At 58.9% G+C, this 16,268-nt stretch carries 11 protein-coding genes and 1 tRNA gene; 7 read left to right on the forward strand and 5 right to left on the reverse strand.

The genetic code is table 11. From position 1 onward, the window contains the following. Nucleotides 1–165 precede the first annotated feature (165 nt). The 5 genes from ACOYW2_RS20550 to ACOYW2_RS20570 form a co-directional block, all read right to left on the reverse strand. Nucleotides 166–1,695, reverse strand: a complete 1,530-nt coding sequence (locus ACOYW2_RS20550) for a Na/Pi cotransporter family protein (protein WP_482767790.1) — start codon at nucleotides 1,693–1,695, stop codon at nucleotides 166–168. Continuing rightward, on the reverse strand, nucleotides 1,692–1,823 hold the full coding sequence (locus tag ACOYW2_RS20555) for a hypothetical protein (RefSeq protein WP_482419801.1): 132 nt from the start codon (nucleotides 1,821–1,823) through the stop codon (nucleotides 1,692–1,694). The genes ACOYW2_RS20550 and ACOYW2_RS20555 overlap by 4 nt, the downstream gene beginning before the upstream one ends. A 340-nt stretch (nucleotides 1,824–2,163) precedes the next feature. Continuing rightward, entirely contained in the window at nucleotides 2,164–4,992 is a 2,829-nt protein-coding gene (locus tag ACOYW2_RS20560) for a M16 family metallopeptidase (RefSeq protein ID WP_482767791.1), read from the reverse strand. Between the two features lie 84 nt (nucleotides 4,993–5,076). Then, a complete protein-coding gene (locus ACOYW2_RS20565; RefSeq protein ID WP_482417855.1) occupies nucleotides 5,077–5,301 on the reverse strand; it encodes a hypothetical protein in 225 nt (74 codons plus the stop codon). 291 nt (nucleotides 5,302–5,592) lie between these two features. Further along, complete coding sequence (locus ACOYW2_RS20570) at nucleotides 5,593–7,479, reverse strand: peptidylprolyl isomerase (RefSeq protein WP_482767792.1); 1,887 nt, start codon at nucleotides 7,477–7,479, stop codon at nucleotides 5,593–5,595. A 431-nt stretch (nucleotides 7,480–7,910) separates the two neighbouring features. Between ACOYW2_RS20570 and ACOYW2_RS20575 the strand changes: the two genes are divergently transcribed. From ACOYW2_RS20575 to ACOYW2_RS20605, 7 genes are all read left to right on the forward strand, one after another. Beyond that, nucleotides 7,911–7,986: transfer RNA gene (locus ACOYW2_RS20575), tRNA-Ala, on the forward strand. 186 nt (nucleotides 7,987–8,172) lie between these two features. Next, nucleotides 8,173–8,553 (forward strand): VOC family protein, encoded by a 381-nt coding sequence (locus tag ACOYW2_RS20580; protein WP_482419806.1) that lies wholly within the window; start codon nucleotides 8,173–8,175, stop codon nucleotides 8,551–8,553. A 38-nt stretch (nucleotides 8,554–8,591) separates the two neighbouring features. Further along, nucleotides 8,592–9,488, forward strand: coding sequence for an NAD(P)-dependent oxidoreductase (locus tag ACOYW2_RS20585; RefSeq protein ID WP_482767793.1), 897 nt, complete (start codon nucleotides 8,592–8,594; stop codon nucleotides 9,486–9,488). 168 nt (nucleotides 9,489–9,656) lie between these two features. Beyond that, nucleotides 9,657–10,472, forward strand: coding sequence for a substrate-binding periplasmic protein (locus ACOYW2_RS20590; protein WP_482767794.1), 816 nt, complete (start codon nucleotides 9,657–9,659; stop codon nucleotides 10,470–10,472). Between the two features lie 521 nt (nucleotides 10,473–10,993). After that, the gene (locus ACOYW2_RS20595; protein WP_482767795.1) at nucleotides 10,994–12,844 is read left to right on the forward strand and encodes a GNAT family N-acetyltransferase; all 1,851 of its coding nucleotides are present in this window, start codon (nucleotides 10,994–10,996) and stop codon (nucleotides 12,842–12,844) included. Between the two features lie 366 nt (nucleotides 12,845–13,210). Continuing rightward, nucleotides 13,211–14,296 (forward strand): radical SAM protein, encoded by a 1,086-nt coding sequence (locus tag ACOYW2_RS20600; RefSeq protein ID WP_482767796.1) that lies wholly within the window; start codon nucleotides 13,211–13,213, stop codon nucleotides 14,294–14,296. Nucleotides 14,297–15,201: 905 nt separating this feature from the next. Then, a complete protein-coding gene (locus ACOYW2_RS20605; RefSeq protein WP_482767797.1) occupies nucleotides 15,202–16,236 on the forward strand; it encodes a beta/alpha barrel domain-containing protein in 1,035 nt (344 codons plus the stop codon). Nucleotides 16,237–16,268: the final 32 nt, after the last annotated feature.

The raw sequence follows: 16,268 nt of genomic DNA on the forward strand, positions 1-16,268 counted from the left end.
AACGGGCAGCGCATGATACCACACCGAAAGGCGCGGGAACAACGTCAATCGTATCAGAACCCTATACACATGTGTGTCGCATAGCTGACTCACAATGCGGTCCACGCAAAAAGGCCGGGCAGTCTGTCTGCCCGGCCTTTCATCTGTTCAGCAATCCCTTGCCCCTTACATATCGCCCTGAACCACCTGGGCAATGTTAAAGGCCTGGTCCCCGGTTTTCTCCAGATTGTTGAGGATATCCACAAAGAGGATCCCTGTCTCAACGGAGCAGGAGCCCTTCTGGAGGCGCTTGAGATGATGCTTCTTGAACTGCTTGCGCATCTTGTCGATGGTGTTCTCGTCCTCGGTGTCGATGGCCCTGGGAAGGCCGCCTGCGTTATACGCCTTGATCACATTGTCCGTAAAGCGGATGGCCACGTCGTAGATCTCTTCCATCTCCTGCATGGCCTCGTCGGAAAAGCGGATATCGCTCTCGATGAGCTTTTCCGTGTAGTTGACGATGTTCTCGGCGTAATCCCCAATCTTCTCCAGGTCGTGGAGCACATGCAGGATGTTGTTGAGCTCCCGGGAGGTCTCGGCGCTGATCTGCTCCTGGTTCAGGCGGACCAGGAAGGTGGAGATATCCTTTTCCAGGAGATCCACGGTGTTCTCCAGCTCGTAGACCTTGTTGATGGTCTTTGTGTCCCGGGAGAAAAAGGCGTCCCGGCTCAGCTTCAGCATCTCCAGGGCCAGTCCCGACATGCGGCTCACCTCTTTTCTGGCCTGGGAGACCGCAAAATCAGGGGTCTCGATGAGGCAGTCGTCCAGAAAGACCAGGCCGTCGTCCCGGCCGTTGCCCTTGCCCGGAATCATCCGCTCGCACAGGCGCGCCAGGATATGAAGCACGGGAACGAAAATGATGAGGTTGACGATGTTAAAGCCGGTGTGGACGTTGGCGATATGGCGGGCGATGTAAGGAAGGTTACCGGAAGCGTTGACAAAGTTGGGATCCCCCGGCGTCAACACATCCACGGCCTGCATGAAAAACTTCAGGAAGAAGAGCATGTAGCAGACACCCAGGGCGTTGATGAGAAAATGGCCGAAGGCGGCCCGTCTCGCCGTGGGGTTGGTGCCGATGGCCGCGAGGTTGGCGGTGATGGTGGTCCCGATATTCTCCCCGAGGACCAGGGCGCACGCGGCGTAGTAGTCGATGAGTCCCGTGGATGCCATGGCCACGGTGATACCGATGGTGGCCGAGGAACTCTGGACGACCATGGTCAGCACCGCGCCTGCGGCAACGGCCAGCACCGGATGATGGGAAAAGGTGATAAAGGCCTGCTGGAAGAACTCGCTGTGCCGCAAGGGAACAAACCCGTCCTTCATGATCTTGAGGCCGAGGAAGAGAAGGCCGAAGCCGATGATGACCTCTCCCCAGTAGTGGTACTTCTTGTTGCTGGTAAACATGCGCATAAACACGCCGATGCCGATGGCAGGCAGGGCAAGTTTACCAATTTTAAACGCGATGAGCTGCGCCGTGACGGTGGTGCCGACGTTGGCCCCCAACACCACGCTCAGGGCCTGGACCAGGTTCATGAGCCCTGCGTTGACAAAGCCCACCACCATGACTGTCGTTGCGGAACTGCTCTGGATCACCGCGGTCACCACCAGACCTACAAAGGTCCCGATGACCCGGTTGGAGCTGTGGCAGCTTTTCAACCTATGTTTCGCAGGCTGCTGCCCGCTGATTTCTGAAGGCCTTCCGACATCATCTTCATGCCGTAGAGAAAAAGCCCCAGCCCACCGACCAAACCGTAGACAAGCGCCAACCAGTTAACTGATTCCACCTAAATCTCCTGTAGTAACAGTACATTACACAGACGCGCCGTCTCAGTCTCCATGCAGGCGCACCTCACGTGAGTCGTAAATGTTTGTGGGGACTATATAAATGATCACCTGCATAAAATCAAGACCATTGCGACCCCCGGCCAGAGGCCTGCCACAAAGATGTTATCCCACCGTATACATTGCATTTCCACCCCACCCCAAACCCTTGCTGATACGTTCTTTCCCAAGAAACATGACAAGGAAATAACTCACTGCCCCCTCACCCGGGTTTGAAACAGGCAAAAAAAAAGCCGCCCCGTTTTTGGGGCGGCATAAATTATGGCGGGGCTAAAACGGCGATCAGGACGACGGCACGGGCCGTACCGTCAGGACCGCGCCCCCCGGAACCTTGAGATAGGTTCGGGCCAGGGCCTGAAGCTCGGCTGAGGTGACGGCAGCATAGTCCTCCAGGATATCCCGGGGCCAGACCAGTTTTTCAGGATACCTCGAGGAGTCCTGCATGACGCTGTTGAGCCAGTACCCGTTGGTACGCCGGTAGTCGGCGATACGGTTCACCACGGGGTCCACCACACGCCGGAGTTCATCTTCGCTGGCCGGTGCCGCGCGGAGGCCGTCGGCGATCTCTTTCACCGCCGCGATGACCTCGTCAACCTGCCCGGGGCTCACGGTAATGACGGCACGGAGGGTACCATACTCCGGGTAGGCCCTGCTGGACCGGTTCCAGGCCCTGGGGGAGTAGGCCGCCCCCAGGTTTTCCCGAACGGTCTCACGCAGGCGCTCGGAAAAGAGGGACCCCAGGATGGAGAGACGGCGCACCGTGTGGATATCGCCCATCCCCGTGGTGGGCCAGGCCACCGTAACCACGGCTTTGTCGATGGAGCTCTCCACGGAGAGATCAAGGCGCTTTCCCTCGGGAAAGGCAAGGTCGTGGTCCCGGGCAGGTTGCATGGCCTTCCGGGGAAGCGATCCAAGCCACTGCCCGCACAGAGAGATCACCGCCTCAATGTCCATGTCCCCCACCACGGAGAGCTCCAGGGGCGCCCCTTGCAGGTCGGGCATGACAAAGCCTTTGACCGCCTCCAGATCGATGCCCTCAAGGGAGGTTCCCGGGTACCCGAAACGGGCTGTATCTCCGGTGAGAAAGGCCTCAACCTGTTTCTGGAGCACGCCGTCCACGGTACGATCCATCTCTTCAAGCCCCTGGGTATAGCGCTGGGTCGAAAGGTGGTAGGCCTCCTCCTTGAGGCGGGTGTCGGTGAGCTGGGTAAAAAGCACCTGGAACATGAGCTCCAGCTCCCCGGGGATGGTACGGCCGGAGAGGGAAAACCCGTCCTGCCCCGCGCCATAGTGGTAGGTGGTGTTGGTACCGGCCATGGCCCGGGCTGTCTCGTCACGGCCCAGGCGTCCCAGTCCGCTCTCGTTGACCACCATCTCGGAAACCGAGGCCAGGCCGGGAACAAGGTCCGGGGCCCCTTTGACACCCTGCCCGAATCGCAGGGAGTACAGCACCTCCCTGGCCTTGAAGTCCGTCTGCTTCAGGTTCAGGACCAGGCCGTTTTCAAACGTGACCACGGTGATCCCGAGGTCGTCGTGATCCACCCGCGAAGCGACTTTGCCCGGGGTTTCAGGTACCGAAAGGTAGGGGAACGCCGCCGCTTTCCTGGCCGGGGGCGGGGTGGCCGCCACAAGACCGCTCTTATTATAAGCGGCAAGAAGGACGGCTTCAGGGCCTTTGTCACCGGCCTCCAGGCGAAGGTTGCCCTCCACCATCACAAGGCGATGGGAGGGATTCCACACCTCCTTGAGAACGGTGTGCAGCTCGTCTGCCGTTACCGCGTCCACCACAGGCTCAAAAAGGCGGCGCGCATCCCCGGGGGAGACAACCACCTTTCTCGTGGAGTTCTGCATTAAAAGGGGAACAGGCCCCGCTGTCCGCGCGGCCTTCTCCTCTGCCTGCAGGAGGGCATTTTTCATCTCCTTTTTGACCCTTGCCACCTCATCGGGTGCAAACCCGAAGGCCAGGGCACTGCGCAGGGTATGGTCGATGACGGCAAGACTTTCCTCCCAATTCTCTGCGTCACAATCCGCCGCCACAATGCCGTAGCGCACATGGCGCAGATAGGTTCCGGCCCCTGCTCCGGCCGAGGTAAAGGGGGTACCGGGCTTTCCGATACGCTCCTCCAGCCGGTTGTCAAGGATCCGGCTCGCCATGTCAAAGAGCATCTGCTCCCGTCGGACGGCAAAGGAATCGGGCTGCCGCGCCACATGGCTCAGCACCTGAAGGGTCACGGAGGTACTCCCCGCTTCGGGGTTGTAGGCATAAAACGCCTTGGTCCCCACATGAGCAAATGATCCTTCGTCGGGAATCTCCCCTTCCGGGGCACGGGCTTCAAGGGAGGAGAAGCGGTCCCGGATCAGCGCCGTCACTTCGGCGGGGTCCACGTCTCCCACCACCACCACGGCCATGTTGTCCGGACGGTACCAGGTGTCGTAGTAACTCCTCAAAAGAGCCGAGTCCGCGTTCTTGATGACCGACTCCAGGCCAATGGGGTGCCGCTCGTTGATCCGCATGCCCGGCAACGCAAAGGCCAGGTTCTTCACAAAACTGCGATAGGATTCGGAGTCCCGGTCTCTCTTCTCGGCCAGGATCACCCCGCGCTCCCGGTCCACCTCGGACTCCAGGAGCAGGGCCCCGCCCGCATAGTCGCGCATGACCAGAAGCCCTTCGGCCAGGCTCTTGGTGTCGCCCGCGGGGAGCACCACGTCGTAGACGGTTTCGTAAAAGCCGGTATGGGCGTTGGCATCGCCACCAAAGCGCATGCCGATGCGCTGAAAGTATTTGATGAGCTCACCCGGGGGGAAGTGCTCGGAGCCGTTGAACAGCATGTGTTCCAGGAAGTGGGCCACGCCCCGCTGGGCTTCGGTCTCGACCATGGAACCCGATTTAACGGCCAGGTGCATGCTGACCCGGTCCTTGGGCTCCGTGTTCTTCATCACGAGATAGGTCATCCCGTTATCGAGGACCCCTTCCACCACGGCCGGGTCTTTGGGAAGGCGCGGTTCCGGAACGGTGGTCGTGCCGACGTCCCGTCGGGCACACGCAGCGGTGACAACCAGCATCACGGCCAGCAGGCCGTAAAGGACACGTTGAAACGATTTTCCTGTCATGGTTTCTCCCTCAAATAAATAAAAAAGGCCGGTTGGACGTCATGACGTTCTTCCCGGCCTCGCTATCATCGATTGTGCATGTGGTCACCGAACAAAGGCAAACCAGATGTACCCGACAAAGATCCCCGCCCACATCACGGCGGCGAGGTACCCGAAATAGTTGATGGGTTTTTTGGCCAGGCCGTATCGGTCCACCGTCCCCACGCGCTTGTGGCAGCTCGGGCAGGTCTCTGCAGCCAGCGACAGGCTGGTAAAACAATACGGGCACCTTTTGGACGGGAACACCCGTTTGGCTTTTGCTTTTCCCATGCACCATCTCCTGCTGAGTGGTTGTCGTGAGGGTCGTCTGGTCTTCTGGTCGATGGGCGACAGGCTTGAATATGCATCGGCGACCGGCTTTTCCCTCCGGACCCCGTGCGGGATCATGGCGGTATCGCGCAAGCCTTATTTGGTCAGCGCATACAGTTATGTATGCTACCATAAAAAAAACCTGCCGGGCAAGCCAATGAAGCGTTTCCGGCAGGTTTCTCGTCTCTTCGGGCCAGGGGTCAGGCCCCGGGCTCGTCCCCGGACGTCAGGAAGCCCGACACCCAGGGCCGCTTATTCGTCGTCGGCCGTGGCGAAACGGGGATCCCGCTTGATCTCCGCGGCGTTTCGCAACTCCTCAACCCACTTGGACAACACATCGCTGCGCTTGCGATTGAGAAGCTCGGTTTTCAGGGCTTCCGATGCCTCGGGGTACCCGTCCAGGCCGGGAATCTTCTTCTCTTTGAGGGCCACCACATAGTAGCCTCCGTTGCCGCTGATCACCTCACCGGCAACCGGCTCTTCGGCGTTGAGGCCAAAGGCCGCCTCAACCACCTTGCGGTCCAGGGTATCGGCCCCTTTGCCATCCCGGGTAAACAGGGGAGACTCTGTGACCTTGGTCCCTTCGGGGAAGTCCTTGCCTTCCTTGAGGAGGGCCAGGAGGGCCGCAGCCTCGGACTCGGCTTTCTTGGCCTTGGCCTGAGACAGGGCATCAGCCTGTACAGCCTCTTTTACGGCGGTGAGCTCAGGCACCACAGACTCTTTCTTCTCCATGAGCTGAACGATATAGTAGGTGCCGTTGTATTCCAGGATATCGCTGACCCCGCCGACCTCCAGGTCGAAGGCGTCTTTGGCGATACGCATGCGATCCACGCCGGGAACGGACTCGGGACCTTTCCAGCGGGTGAAAAATGCGCTTTCGGTTACCGGAAGCTCGGCGGTCTCGCCTGCCTCCTTAAGGTTGTCGCTGCCCAGGACCATGTCAAAGGCATTTTCCGACGCAGCGTAGGCGTCGGCTTCGGCCTGCTCATCCACAAGGCCCTGGCGGATTTCATCGGACACTTCGGCCAGGCTCTTTTCCGTGGCGGGGTTTTTCTTCTCCAGCTTGATCACGTGCCAGCCGAACTGGGTCCGGACCGGCTCGCTGATCTCCCCTTCGGTCATGGCAAAGGCCTTGTCGGCAAAGGGCTTCACCATGGAGCTGTGGTCAAAGGCGCCCAGGCGCCCGCCGTCCTTGGCCGAAGGCCCTTCGGACAAGGTCTTGGCCAGTTCGGCAAAATCCGCGCCTTCGGCCGTGGCCTTGGCGTACACCTCATCGGCCCGCTTCCGGGCCGCAGCCTCTTCCTCGTCCGTGGCCTCATCGGCCACTTTGATGAGGATATGGCTCGCCTCCACGGTCTCAGGGGTCTGGTACCGGGCCAGGTTGGCCTCATAGGCCTCTGATATTTCCTCGTCGGAGACACTCACCCGGGTGCGGAAGTCATCCCGGCTGAACCGCATAAAGGAGATCTTGGCCTCGGGGTCGGTTTTGTATCGCTCTCCGTTTTCCGCAAAATAGGTCGTGACATAGTCATCGTCCACGGTGACATCCGCATAGGTGGCCGGATCAAACAGGGCGTAGCGGACCGAGGATTCGGTGTTCTTGTATTTGTAGAGTTCCTGAACTTCGCCGTCCGTCACCTGCACGCCGCTTTCCACCATGCTTCGCAGCTTGGAGATGAGCATGGCCTTTCTCTGCTGCGCTTCAAACTGGGGAACGGTGAGCCCGTTCTGGCGAAGGAGGGCCTCATAAAGCGCCATGTCAAAGACGCCGTCCCGCTGAAAGTAGGGCAGCTCCGTGATGGCCTTCTCAAGCTCCTTGTCGGTCACCTGAAGCTTCAGGCGTTCGGCCTCCTGGGTCATCAGCTCACTGGTGATGAGGCTCTCCAGGGCCTGCTCACGGAGCCGGAACATCTTGATCATCTCCTGGCTCAGGTTTCCGCCCAGCTGACGCCGGTACCCTTCCACCAGTTCATTGTAGGCCAGTCGGTAATCGTCCCAGCTGATAACGGCCTTGTTCACCTCTGCAACAATGGAGTTGCCGCTGTTGCGGTCCGGTCCGAGTCCAAGAAAAATAAATACCAGGACAATAACGCCCAGCAGTATCTTGATTATCCAGGAGCCGGCATTGTCACGCATCATTTGTAGCATCAATATACCTCTGTACCCTTATTGTCGTCGTTGGTTTCGGGGGCTGGAACGGATGGGCGGCACCATCTGGTAAGGCAGTTGCTTGCGCATCACGACAGGATAGCCGAATGCGGTGAATCATCACCGCCCGGCGGCCGCAGCAAACGAGTGCCGCCACCTCATTTTCCCACGCCCATACGGGTTCATACCCTTATATTAAAAAACTCGAATACCTTTACCATCCCTTGTTTTGAGAGTACAGAATTTATTTTAAGCCCCCCGGGGCGCCCCGGTATTTCAAATGGGTCCGGGGCCCTATCGTCTCCGGGCATGCCGGAAGCGCAAAAAGAGTCATTTTTTTCATTGACACCCGTGCGGTGATGGTCTAAATACTCTCTCGTTTGTTGCGAGCGATTCTTTAAAACGCACCAAGCACACACCGTGGGGCTGTAGCTCAGCTGGGAGAGCGCATGACTGGCAGTCATGAGGTCAGGGGTTCGATCCCCCTCAGCTCCACCATTAAAGATTTCAAAGGCCTGTCGATTCCTTCGACAGGCCTTTTTTGTTCCCCCCTTCCTTTTGGCCCGGTTGACCGGCAGTCACCGTCGGCGTTATACTGTTCCACCCGACACACCTATATTAAGGCCACACCGGAACCCCCGGCACCCGTGCCTTAATCTTCAGCACAAAAGCACAGGAGACCCCATGGGCACCTTGAAAATCGCACACACCAACTTCACTGTTTTCGACCTTGACAAAAGCCTCGCCTTCTACACCGAGGCCCTGGACTTTGAGATCGTCCGCCGCCATGAGGCCGAAGACGGCAGCTTTGTCCTCGTCTACCTGGGAGACGGCACCGGCGGTCACCAGCTTGAACTCACCTGGCTCAAAGAGCGAACAGAGCCCTACAACCTCGGCGACAACGAAATCCACCTGGCCGTCACCACCGATGCCTACGACGCCTGGCATGCCCGCCACAAGGAGATGGGCCTGAACCTCTGGGAGAACGAGGCCATGGGCATCTACTTTGTGGAAGACCCCGACGGGTACTGGATCGAAGTGGTCCCCGAAAAGATGATGAAGTAACATTTCTATTTATTACATTTTGAAGGAAGGGTATCGCCATGCAGTTCAGCACGACCGACACACGTATCGGATGGATCGGAACCGGGGTCATGGGGCAGTGGATGTGCCGCCACCTCATGGACCACGGCTTTCAAGCCACCGTCACCAACCGCACCAAAGCCAAGGCCCAGCCCCTCATGGACCTGGGGGCCCAGTGGAAAGAGACCCCCGAGGAGGTGGCGGCCGCCTCGGACGTGATCTTCACCATCGTGGGATTCCCCAAGGATGTGGAAGAGGTCTACCTCGGAGAATCCGGCATCCTCAAGGGCGCGCGACCCGGCACCGTGGTGGTGGACATGACCACCACCTCCCCGAGCCTTGCCCAGACCATTTACAAAGAGGCCGCATCCAAAGATGTCCATGCCGTGGACGCCCCGGTCTCCGGCGGGGACGTGGGCGCCCGCAACGCCGCCCTCTCCATCATGGTAGGAGGCGACCACGACACCGTAAAAGCACTGACCCCGCTGTTCGAGATCATGGGCAAGCAAATCGTCCACCAGGGCCCCGCCGGATCCGGCCAGCACACCAAGATGTGCAACCAGATCGTCATCGCCGGCACCATGATCGGCATGTGCGAATCCCTGCTCTACGGAGAAAAGGCCGGACTCGACCTTGAGGTCATGCTCTCGAGCATCACGGGCGGCGCGGCCGCCTGCTGGTCCCTGGACAACCTGGCACCCCGGATCCTCAAAGGGGAGTTCGACACCGGATTTTTCGTGGAGCACTTTGTCAAGGACATGGGCATCGCCCTGGAGGAGGCCCGGCGGATGAACCTGGCCCTGCCCGGCCTCGCCCTGGTCAATCAGCTCTACCAGGCCGTCATGGCCCACGGGGGCTCGCGCATGGGCACCCAGGCCCTCATGCGCGCCCTGAAGCAACTCAACAACGCCACCTGACAACACCCCCGCTCGGGGCGGCCCCGGCAGCCCCGAGCCCTGCAACACACCCCGTTTATTTACCTTTCCCCCCATCCGGCCCCTCTGATATACTTTTCCCACACAGCAACACACCTCAGCGCCCGGCACGCACCGGGCAGCCCCTTCAACCCCCACATGGACGGATGCATGAAAAGAGGCCTCTGGCTTGCAGCCCTGCTGATGACCTGCCTGGCCACACGGCAAACAGGCATCGCAGCAACGGATGTGGTCGTGTATTGCGACGACAACTACCCACCCTACAGCTACGCGGTGGAGGGGCAGGCCAGGGGCATCTACCCCGCCATCCTCGAGCAGGCCTTCCAGCGCATGGAGGGGTACCGCGTCACCATCCTGCCCATCCCCTGGAAACGGGGACTTCACGACATCGAAAGCGGCAAGGTGTTCGCCATCTGCCCGCCCTACTTCAGGCCCCGGGCGCGACCGTACATGTGGCCCTACTCCACACCCATCCTCCAGGAAAAAGTGGTGCTTCTCTGCCGGGACGAGATCCTGCAGAGCGCCCCCAGACTCACCTGGCCCGAGGACTTCCGCGGCCTGACCATCGGCAGCAACGACGGCTTCCTCTTAGGGGGCGAGGCCTTCTTCCGTGAAGTTGAAAAAAACAACATCCGCATCGACGAAGCCAGAAGCAACCGCATCAATCTCCTGAAACTTGGCATCAAGCGAACAGACTGCTACATCAACGACCGCCTCGCCATCCTCTGGGAACTCAACAAACTCAAAAAAGAGGGTCTCTACGACGAAGGAGGAACCCACGCCCTGCTAAGGGAGGCCCTTGTCATCAACACCGAGTGGGGCCACCTGGGGTTCACCAACCGGGATTACGGGCGATTTCACTTCAAGGAGGACTTCATCCTCAAGTTCAACGCCGTTATCAAGGACATGCAGACAAAAGGAGAAATCCGGCGCATCATGACCCAGGAAATGACCGCCCCGGAGTAATCCTCAGCCCGCCTTCCCGCCATTCCAGCCCGCTGCACACCGTCATATCCCCCCCCCACCCTTTCCGGGACATAATTTTCCGCCCGGACACTTCATGAGAAAACAATCAGCCCCAAACACCAAGATTGATCGTGCAACCGGCCAGACAGAAAGATTGCGATATTTAAAAAAGATGCAACATGTAACCCACCGTTTTGGGCACAATTTCCTCACCCGCCAGACAAGCCTGCCCCACCCATCGCCTTCATTATCGGAGCGTTGAGGTAAACCACTGCATATGCAGCCATGCCGATGGGGTAACTCAACCCGAGAAATATCCGGGCAGGCAACATCACCTCAAGAGTAAAAAATCACTCCTGTACCAATATCTCATCCTTCCCTACTATTTACTCGTTACTGACCCGTCTTCGCGGGGCAGATTGCCACCGGGCGAACCTTCCTCACTGCCATGGGAGCACCGCCGGTAAGGCCCCGCCTTTTCAGGTCGTTCTTTACTTACCTACCAAAAGGAGTTTTGTACCATGAAAGACAAGAGTCACCCCCCGGCCATCGTCACGGGAAAGCTGTCTGAAGCGCTAAAGGAATCAGCCATTGAGGTATTTCTAAGCGGGTTCGGGCAAAAAATCGACCATCTCATGCTTAAACCCCGAAGCCGGGCCCAGGCCCTGAGGATCTATCGCGACGGCGCAGACTTCTCTTCGGGGATCTATGCCGTCAGCCGGGGGCGCGTCACAGGCATGCTGGGCTTTCACTACCAAAACCAGAAATTCATCAACCTGAACCTTGCCACCCTGAACCGGGAGTTCGGATTCTTCGGGGGCGTCACGCGAAAACTCAGCGGCTCCGTGTTCAAGGACATCCACCCCTTGAGCCACGACGAGGTCAGGGTGCAGGTCATCGCCGTGGACAACGCCTTCCGGGGAACCGGGGTGGGTCACCGCCTCCTTGAAACCCTGTTTGCCTTCGGCAGGACCCGCGGCCTCTCCGGCGTTCGCCTGGAAGTCGTTGACACCAACCCCGGGGCCAAGAAAGTTCAGCCCGAGGAAGGCGCCCGGGTTTGCCGACTGCGGCACCCTGCCTTACGGCCCCATCGCCGCCAAAGCCGGGTTCTCATCACAGTTTCGCATGAAAAAGCACCTGTGATACGCCCCGCCCTTCCCACCCCAAAATCCCACAATAGTCAAACCGCCACAACATCCCATGCGACAAGCATGCATATACAGGCGAAACGTAACAATCGCAAAAAGACAAGGAACACACGACCTATGGAAAACTACAAGAAATTCGGTTCATTCACCATGGCTTACTCCATCAAGAAAGATCCCCAGTTCTCCCATTTCCCCCACGAAAAAGGCTCCATCGCCTACCAGGACAAATTCGGCGTTCGCATCTTTGTGGGCGACCCTTTCTGCCACCCATGCGATGCGGCGGCAGTAATCAACGCCTTTGTCAAGGAGAGCCGCCTGCTTCGCCGCCCCCTGGTGGGCATGCAGTGCAGCCTGGAGACCGCACGACACTTCAGCAACCACGGCTTTGACGCCACCCACATGGGGGTTGAGACCCTCATCCTCAACGACTGGTCCATCAAAGGGAAAAACGTGGGGCGTCGAATCCGCAAGGCCCAGAAAAGAGGCCTCGTGATCTCCGAAGCCCGGTGGGACTCCGACCCCACCCTGGCTCAGCAGGCCATGGATATCTCCGAGGCATGGCGCCGGACGCGCAAAACAAAGACACCCCTGAACCTGCTTCTCCGCGAGCCCACCTTCCGTGATGAACCGGATGAACGCACCTTCTTTGCACGGCTGGACGGCACCCTCGTGGGATACGTCACCTTTGAGGCGATGTACGACCAGAACCGGAAGATCGGGTGGTATGCCAACATCAACCGTCGGGACGATAGCCGCAACATCGCCATCTTCGATGCCATTGTGGACGAGGCCCTGGGCACCTTCAAAGCCGAACCGAGGTTCCGCGTGCTCTCTCTGGGCCTGGCGCCCATGGCCGGAAGACACAACGAACACGGGTTCTCAAATCGGCTGGTGGAGAGGGTCTCGGACCTCAGCTACCACTACGGAAACGACGGGTACAACTACAAGGGAATCTTCCAGTCCAAAAAAGGCTACTGGCCGAAGTCCTTTGAGAGCAACCCGAACCAGGTGGAAGTCCGGGACACTTACTGCATCACCAAGGGCTCCATTCCCCTGGACCCCGTGGCAAAGGCGTTCATGGGGGTCGGCATTCTCCCCGAAGGCCTGGCCCACACAGCCTGGTTTGCCACCCGCATGACCGTTTCCGGCATGTGGCGTGAGTTCCGAAAAACCAGCCACTCCAACCTGGTGACATTCTGGAAAGGCCTCACCGCCTCCCTCTGATATGTCACCGCGTAACCGGCTCCGGGGAGAGGCTTCTCCCCGGGGCCATCGTCACCCGGGGGCATTGCCCCCGGGCCCTCCCGGCCAGCCCGAGATCCCTTTTCCCACCCGGATAAACCCCATTGGCATATGCCTTGCTACCTGTTTAGCGATAAATGGATGGCGCACAGCCCGGAGCCGGCCGGCCCACCAATGAGACACCCCACCCTCATCAGCCCCGGCCCACCGGCCTGAGATTCCGTTTTTACAGGTCCATATGGTCCCCACAGCCCGTCACGGACCGGCGGGCCACGTCTTCCCTGCCCGGCATCATGCCGCAGGAAGATCGCTGCGACGTTCGAAGAATTGCGAAGTGAGGTAATAAAAATGCGAAGCGAAACGACAGGCCAGGACATTCTCTCCATCATCGACAAAGGCCTCAGAGGCAAGGGCCTCACCAAAGGCGACGCACTGACGCTGCTCCACGAGATCCCCACCCGGGGTGAGGCATTCACAACCCTTCTGGAGGCAGCAGACAGCCTCTCGCGCCGCCAGTTCGGGAACATGGGCGAGGTGCACGGACAGATCGGCCTTAACGGAGAACGGTGCAGCAACGACTGCCAGTTCTGCATGTTCAGCGACACCTGGAGCTCCCTTGACACCCCGTTTTGCTTAGGCAAAGAGGAGGTCCTGGCCCACGCAGCAGCCCTTGACGCACAGAACGTGGGGTCCATTTCCCTCATGTCCACCGCCGATTACGACTTCGATCTCTTCCTCTCCATGGGTGCCCTGGTCCGCAAGGAGCTCAACGGGCGGGTTCCCCTCTTTGCCAACTGGGGAGACCTGGACCCGGATCAGGCCCGGGCCGTAAAAAAAACCGGTTTCACCTTCTACTACCACGCCCTGAGGCTCGGAGAAGGGGTGGTAACCCTCATCGATCCGTACAAGCGCATGCAGACCATTGAAAACGCCCACCGGGCCGGCCTGCTGGTGGGCTCCTGCCTGGAGCCCATCGGCCCGGAGCACAGCTACGAGGAGATCGCCGACCTCCTGGACCTCATGCGCACCCTCAAGGTCTCCTGGATGGCCACCATGAAACGCATCCCCATATGCGGCAGCCCCCTTGAGCCCTACGGCCAGATTTCCGATGAGGAGTTTGCCCGAATCACCGCCGTGACCCGCCTCTTTTTCGGCAACACCATCTTCACCCTGGCCGCCCACGAGCCTTCCCCCCTCTGCCTCAGGGCAGGGGCCAACTTTCTGGTGGCGGAGCGGGGAACCAACCCCCGGGACATGGACTCCCGAACCGAGACAGGAAGGGCCTGGGATGCCCCGGCCTGCCGTGACATGCTCAAGGAGGCGGGCTACGACGTCCACACAGGCCTGGTAAACCGGCGCTACCTGGCCATGAGCTTCAAAAACAGATATTTCGGGCACGCGGGACGTCTGATGAAAAATTGGCTGCACCCGTAACCGAAGGGCTCCCGCTCACTGCGGATGCCTCCCTTGTCTCCACCCGCGATTTCCGACCCCCGCTGCCCGTTCCACTGGCAGGAACCCTCAGCCGGCACGGGGGTCACGCAGGAAGCAATAAAGCACAAGCAAAGTTGCTTCAAGTATAGTAATAAAGCATACATCAAGGATTCAGCCCCTTGCGCGGCGAAGAAATGCCACCTGCGCCATCACCGCCAGGCACACTTTGCACTATTTTTGTTATTTTGAAGATTTTACCTTGACAGAATTAACACCTGTAAAATAATATCCCCATACTACATTAAATATTGTAAGATTCGCCTGAACCAAGATTTTGAATTGCGCCCTGCAATCATGAATGAAGCCTCCTGATATTTCGGAACCACATACATTTTACGCAAGCAATAAATCCTCAATTGACGTCACAAGCACATAGTCAATATGCCGCAGGATTTATCGGCAGGAATGCTGCCGAATCCCGACACCGCCGCATCGCCAGGACACCCCGCGAGGGTGGGACGATCAGTGCCTGTACGGGAAAAAACCAGCCTTTTGTTTTACCAGTCGTACAATAAATAACCACCGGCGACAGCAAATCGCATGATCACGAACCGGTGTGTTGACGAGCAACATCGCCATGCCCGCCCTTGCAATCCAGGCAAAGAAGGCAGCGTTTTGTGGCCATAGACTCGTAATATTCGATAATTCCAGAACATTAACCAAACCATCTATACCCAGAGATGCCAGTAACAGCTCCCGGTCCCTTGCCTGCGGCATGGGACCAGTGATCCACCTGCACCCCGGACGCGCCGTTTTCCAGGCCGTGCCGGATCTTCAACAGTTCAAGCCCCCCGGCTTTACAGCGGGATAACCTTTAATCTGCAATAAACACGAAGGGGACATGAATGATGAAAGAGACACCAAAACACAATGCGACAGCCTCACCCCATGGGATCAAACTGCTGGACTCGACCTTGCGCGACGGCTCCTACGCGGTTGATTTCCAGTTTGACAAGGCCTTTGTCGTTGGCCTGGCAAAACGGCTCAACGCCCTGTCCGTCGACCTGGTGGAGGTGGCCCACGGCATTGGTTTTGAAGCGGAAAGGGCCGGGTACACAGAGAGCAACATCAGCCTCACCGAGTGGTGCGACATCGCCAATGAGAACTTCAGCACCTCGAAATGGGGAATGTTCGCTCAGCCCGGATTCAGCCGCCTCTCCACACTGAAATGGCTGTGCAGCGAAGGGATGTCCTTTGTGCGGGTGGGCCTGGAAGCGTACCGGGTGGAAGAGAACCTGAATTACCTGGAACATGCCTTGACCCATTGCGATGACGTCTACCTGAACCTCATGAAGTCGAGTGTGGTCTCCCCGGACAAGATCGGCAATTTCCTCCGCAATGTGCCCTCGGAGATCGCAGGGGTCTATATCGTGGACTCCTACGGCACCATGCTGCCCGAAGATGTTGAGAACTACGTCCGAGCCGTCCGGGAAACCTTCCCCGTGGTGGGCTTTCACGGACACGACAACCTGGGCATGGCCAATGCCAACAGCCTTGCCGCCATCTCTGCGGGGGCGTCCGTCGTCGACGGCACCCTGTACGGCATCGGCCGGGGAAGCGGCAACGCGGCCATCGAGTCGCTGGCGGGCATCCTGTCCAACATGGGAAGGGGTGACTACGACTACCGCGAATTCGCGAAGCTTGCCGAGATGTGCAACCAGGAGATGAAGGTCATCCCCGGAAGCCACTACCTCCAGGTCCTGGGCGGTGTCATCGGCTTGCACACCAGCCTCTTTCCGGTGATCGAAAAGGTGTGTTCCGAGCAGAAGATCGATGAGATGGCCGTCATGAAAGAGGCCCTGAACGTAGCCACTTACGACCCCAAGGAATCAGACATCTACAAGGCCTCTGAGATCGTTTCCCAGAAAATGTGCGCATAGGAAAGAAAGACCGGCCCAGAGCCGGTTCGAAA

The sequence above is a fragment of the Desulfoluna sp. CLI2B genome (assembly GCF_056847375.1).

Bases quoted from the DNA above. Each gene is read 5' to 3' on its own strand.
- ACOYW2_RS20560 (WP_482767791.1), bottom strand. From the start codon at position 4,992: ATGACAGGAAAATCGTTTCAACGTGTCCTTTACGGCCTGCTGGCCGTG.
- ACOYW2_RS20565 (WP_482417855.1), bottom strand. From the start codon at position 5,301: ATGGGAAAAGCAAAAGCCAAACGGGTGTTCCCGTCCAAAAGGTGCCCG.
- ACOYW2_RS20570 (WP_482767792.1), bottom strand. From the start codon at position 7,479: ATGATGCGTGACAATGCCGGCTCCTGGATAATCAAGATACTGCTGGGC.
- ACOYW2_RS20580 (WP_482419806.1), top strand. From the start codon at position 8,173: ATGGGCACCTTGAAAATCGCACACACCAACTTCACTGTTTTCGACCTT.
- ACOYW2_RS20585 (WP_482767793.1), top strand. From the start codon at position 8,592: ATGCAGTTCAGCACGACCGACACACGTATCGGATGGATCGGAACCGGG.
- ACOYW2_RS20590 (WP_482767794.1), top strand. From the start codon at position 9,657: ATGAAAAGAGGCCTCTGGCTTGCAGCCCTGCTGATGACCTGCCTGGCC.
- ACOYW2_RS20595 (WP_482767795.1), top strand. From the start codon at position 10,994: ATGAAAGACAAGAGTCACCCCCCGGCCATCGTCACGGGAAAGCTGTCT.
- ACOYW2_RS20600 (WP_482767796.1), top strand. From the start codon at position 13,211: ATGCGAAGCGAAACGACAGGCCAGGACATTCTCTCCATCATCGACAAA.
- ACOYW2_RS20605 (WP_482767797.1), top strand. From the start codon at position 15,202: ATGATGAAAGAGACACCAAAACACAATGCGACAGCCTCACCCCATGGG.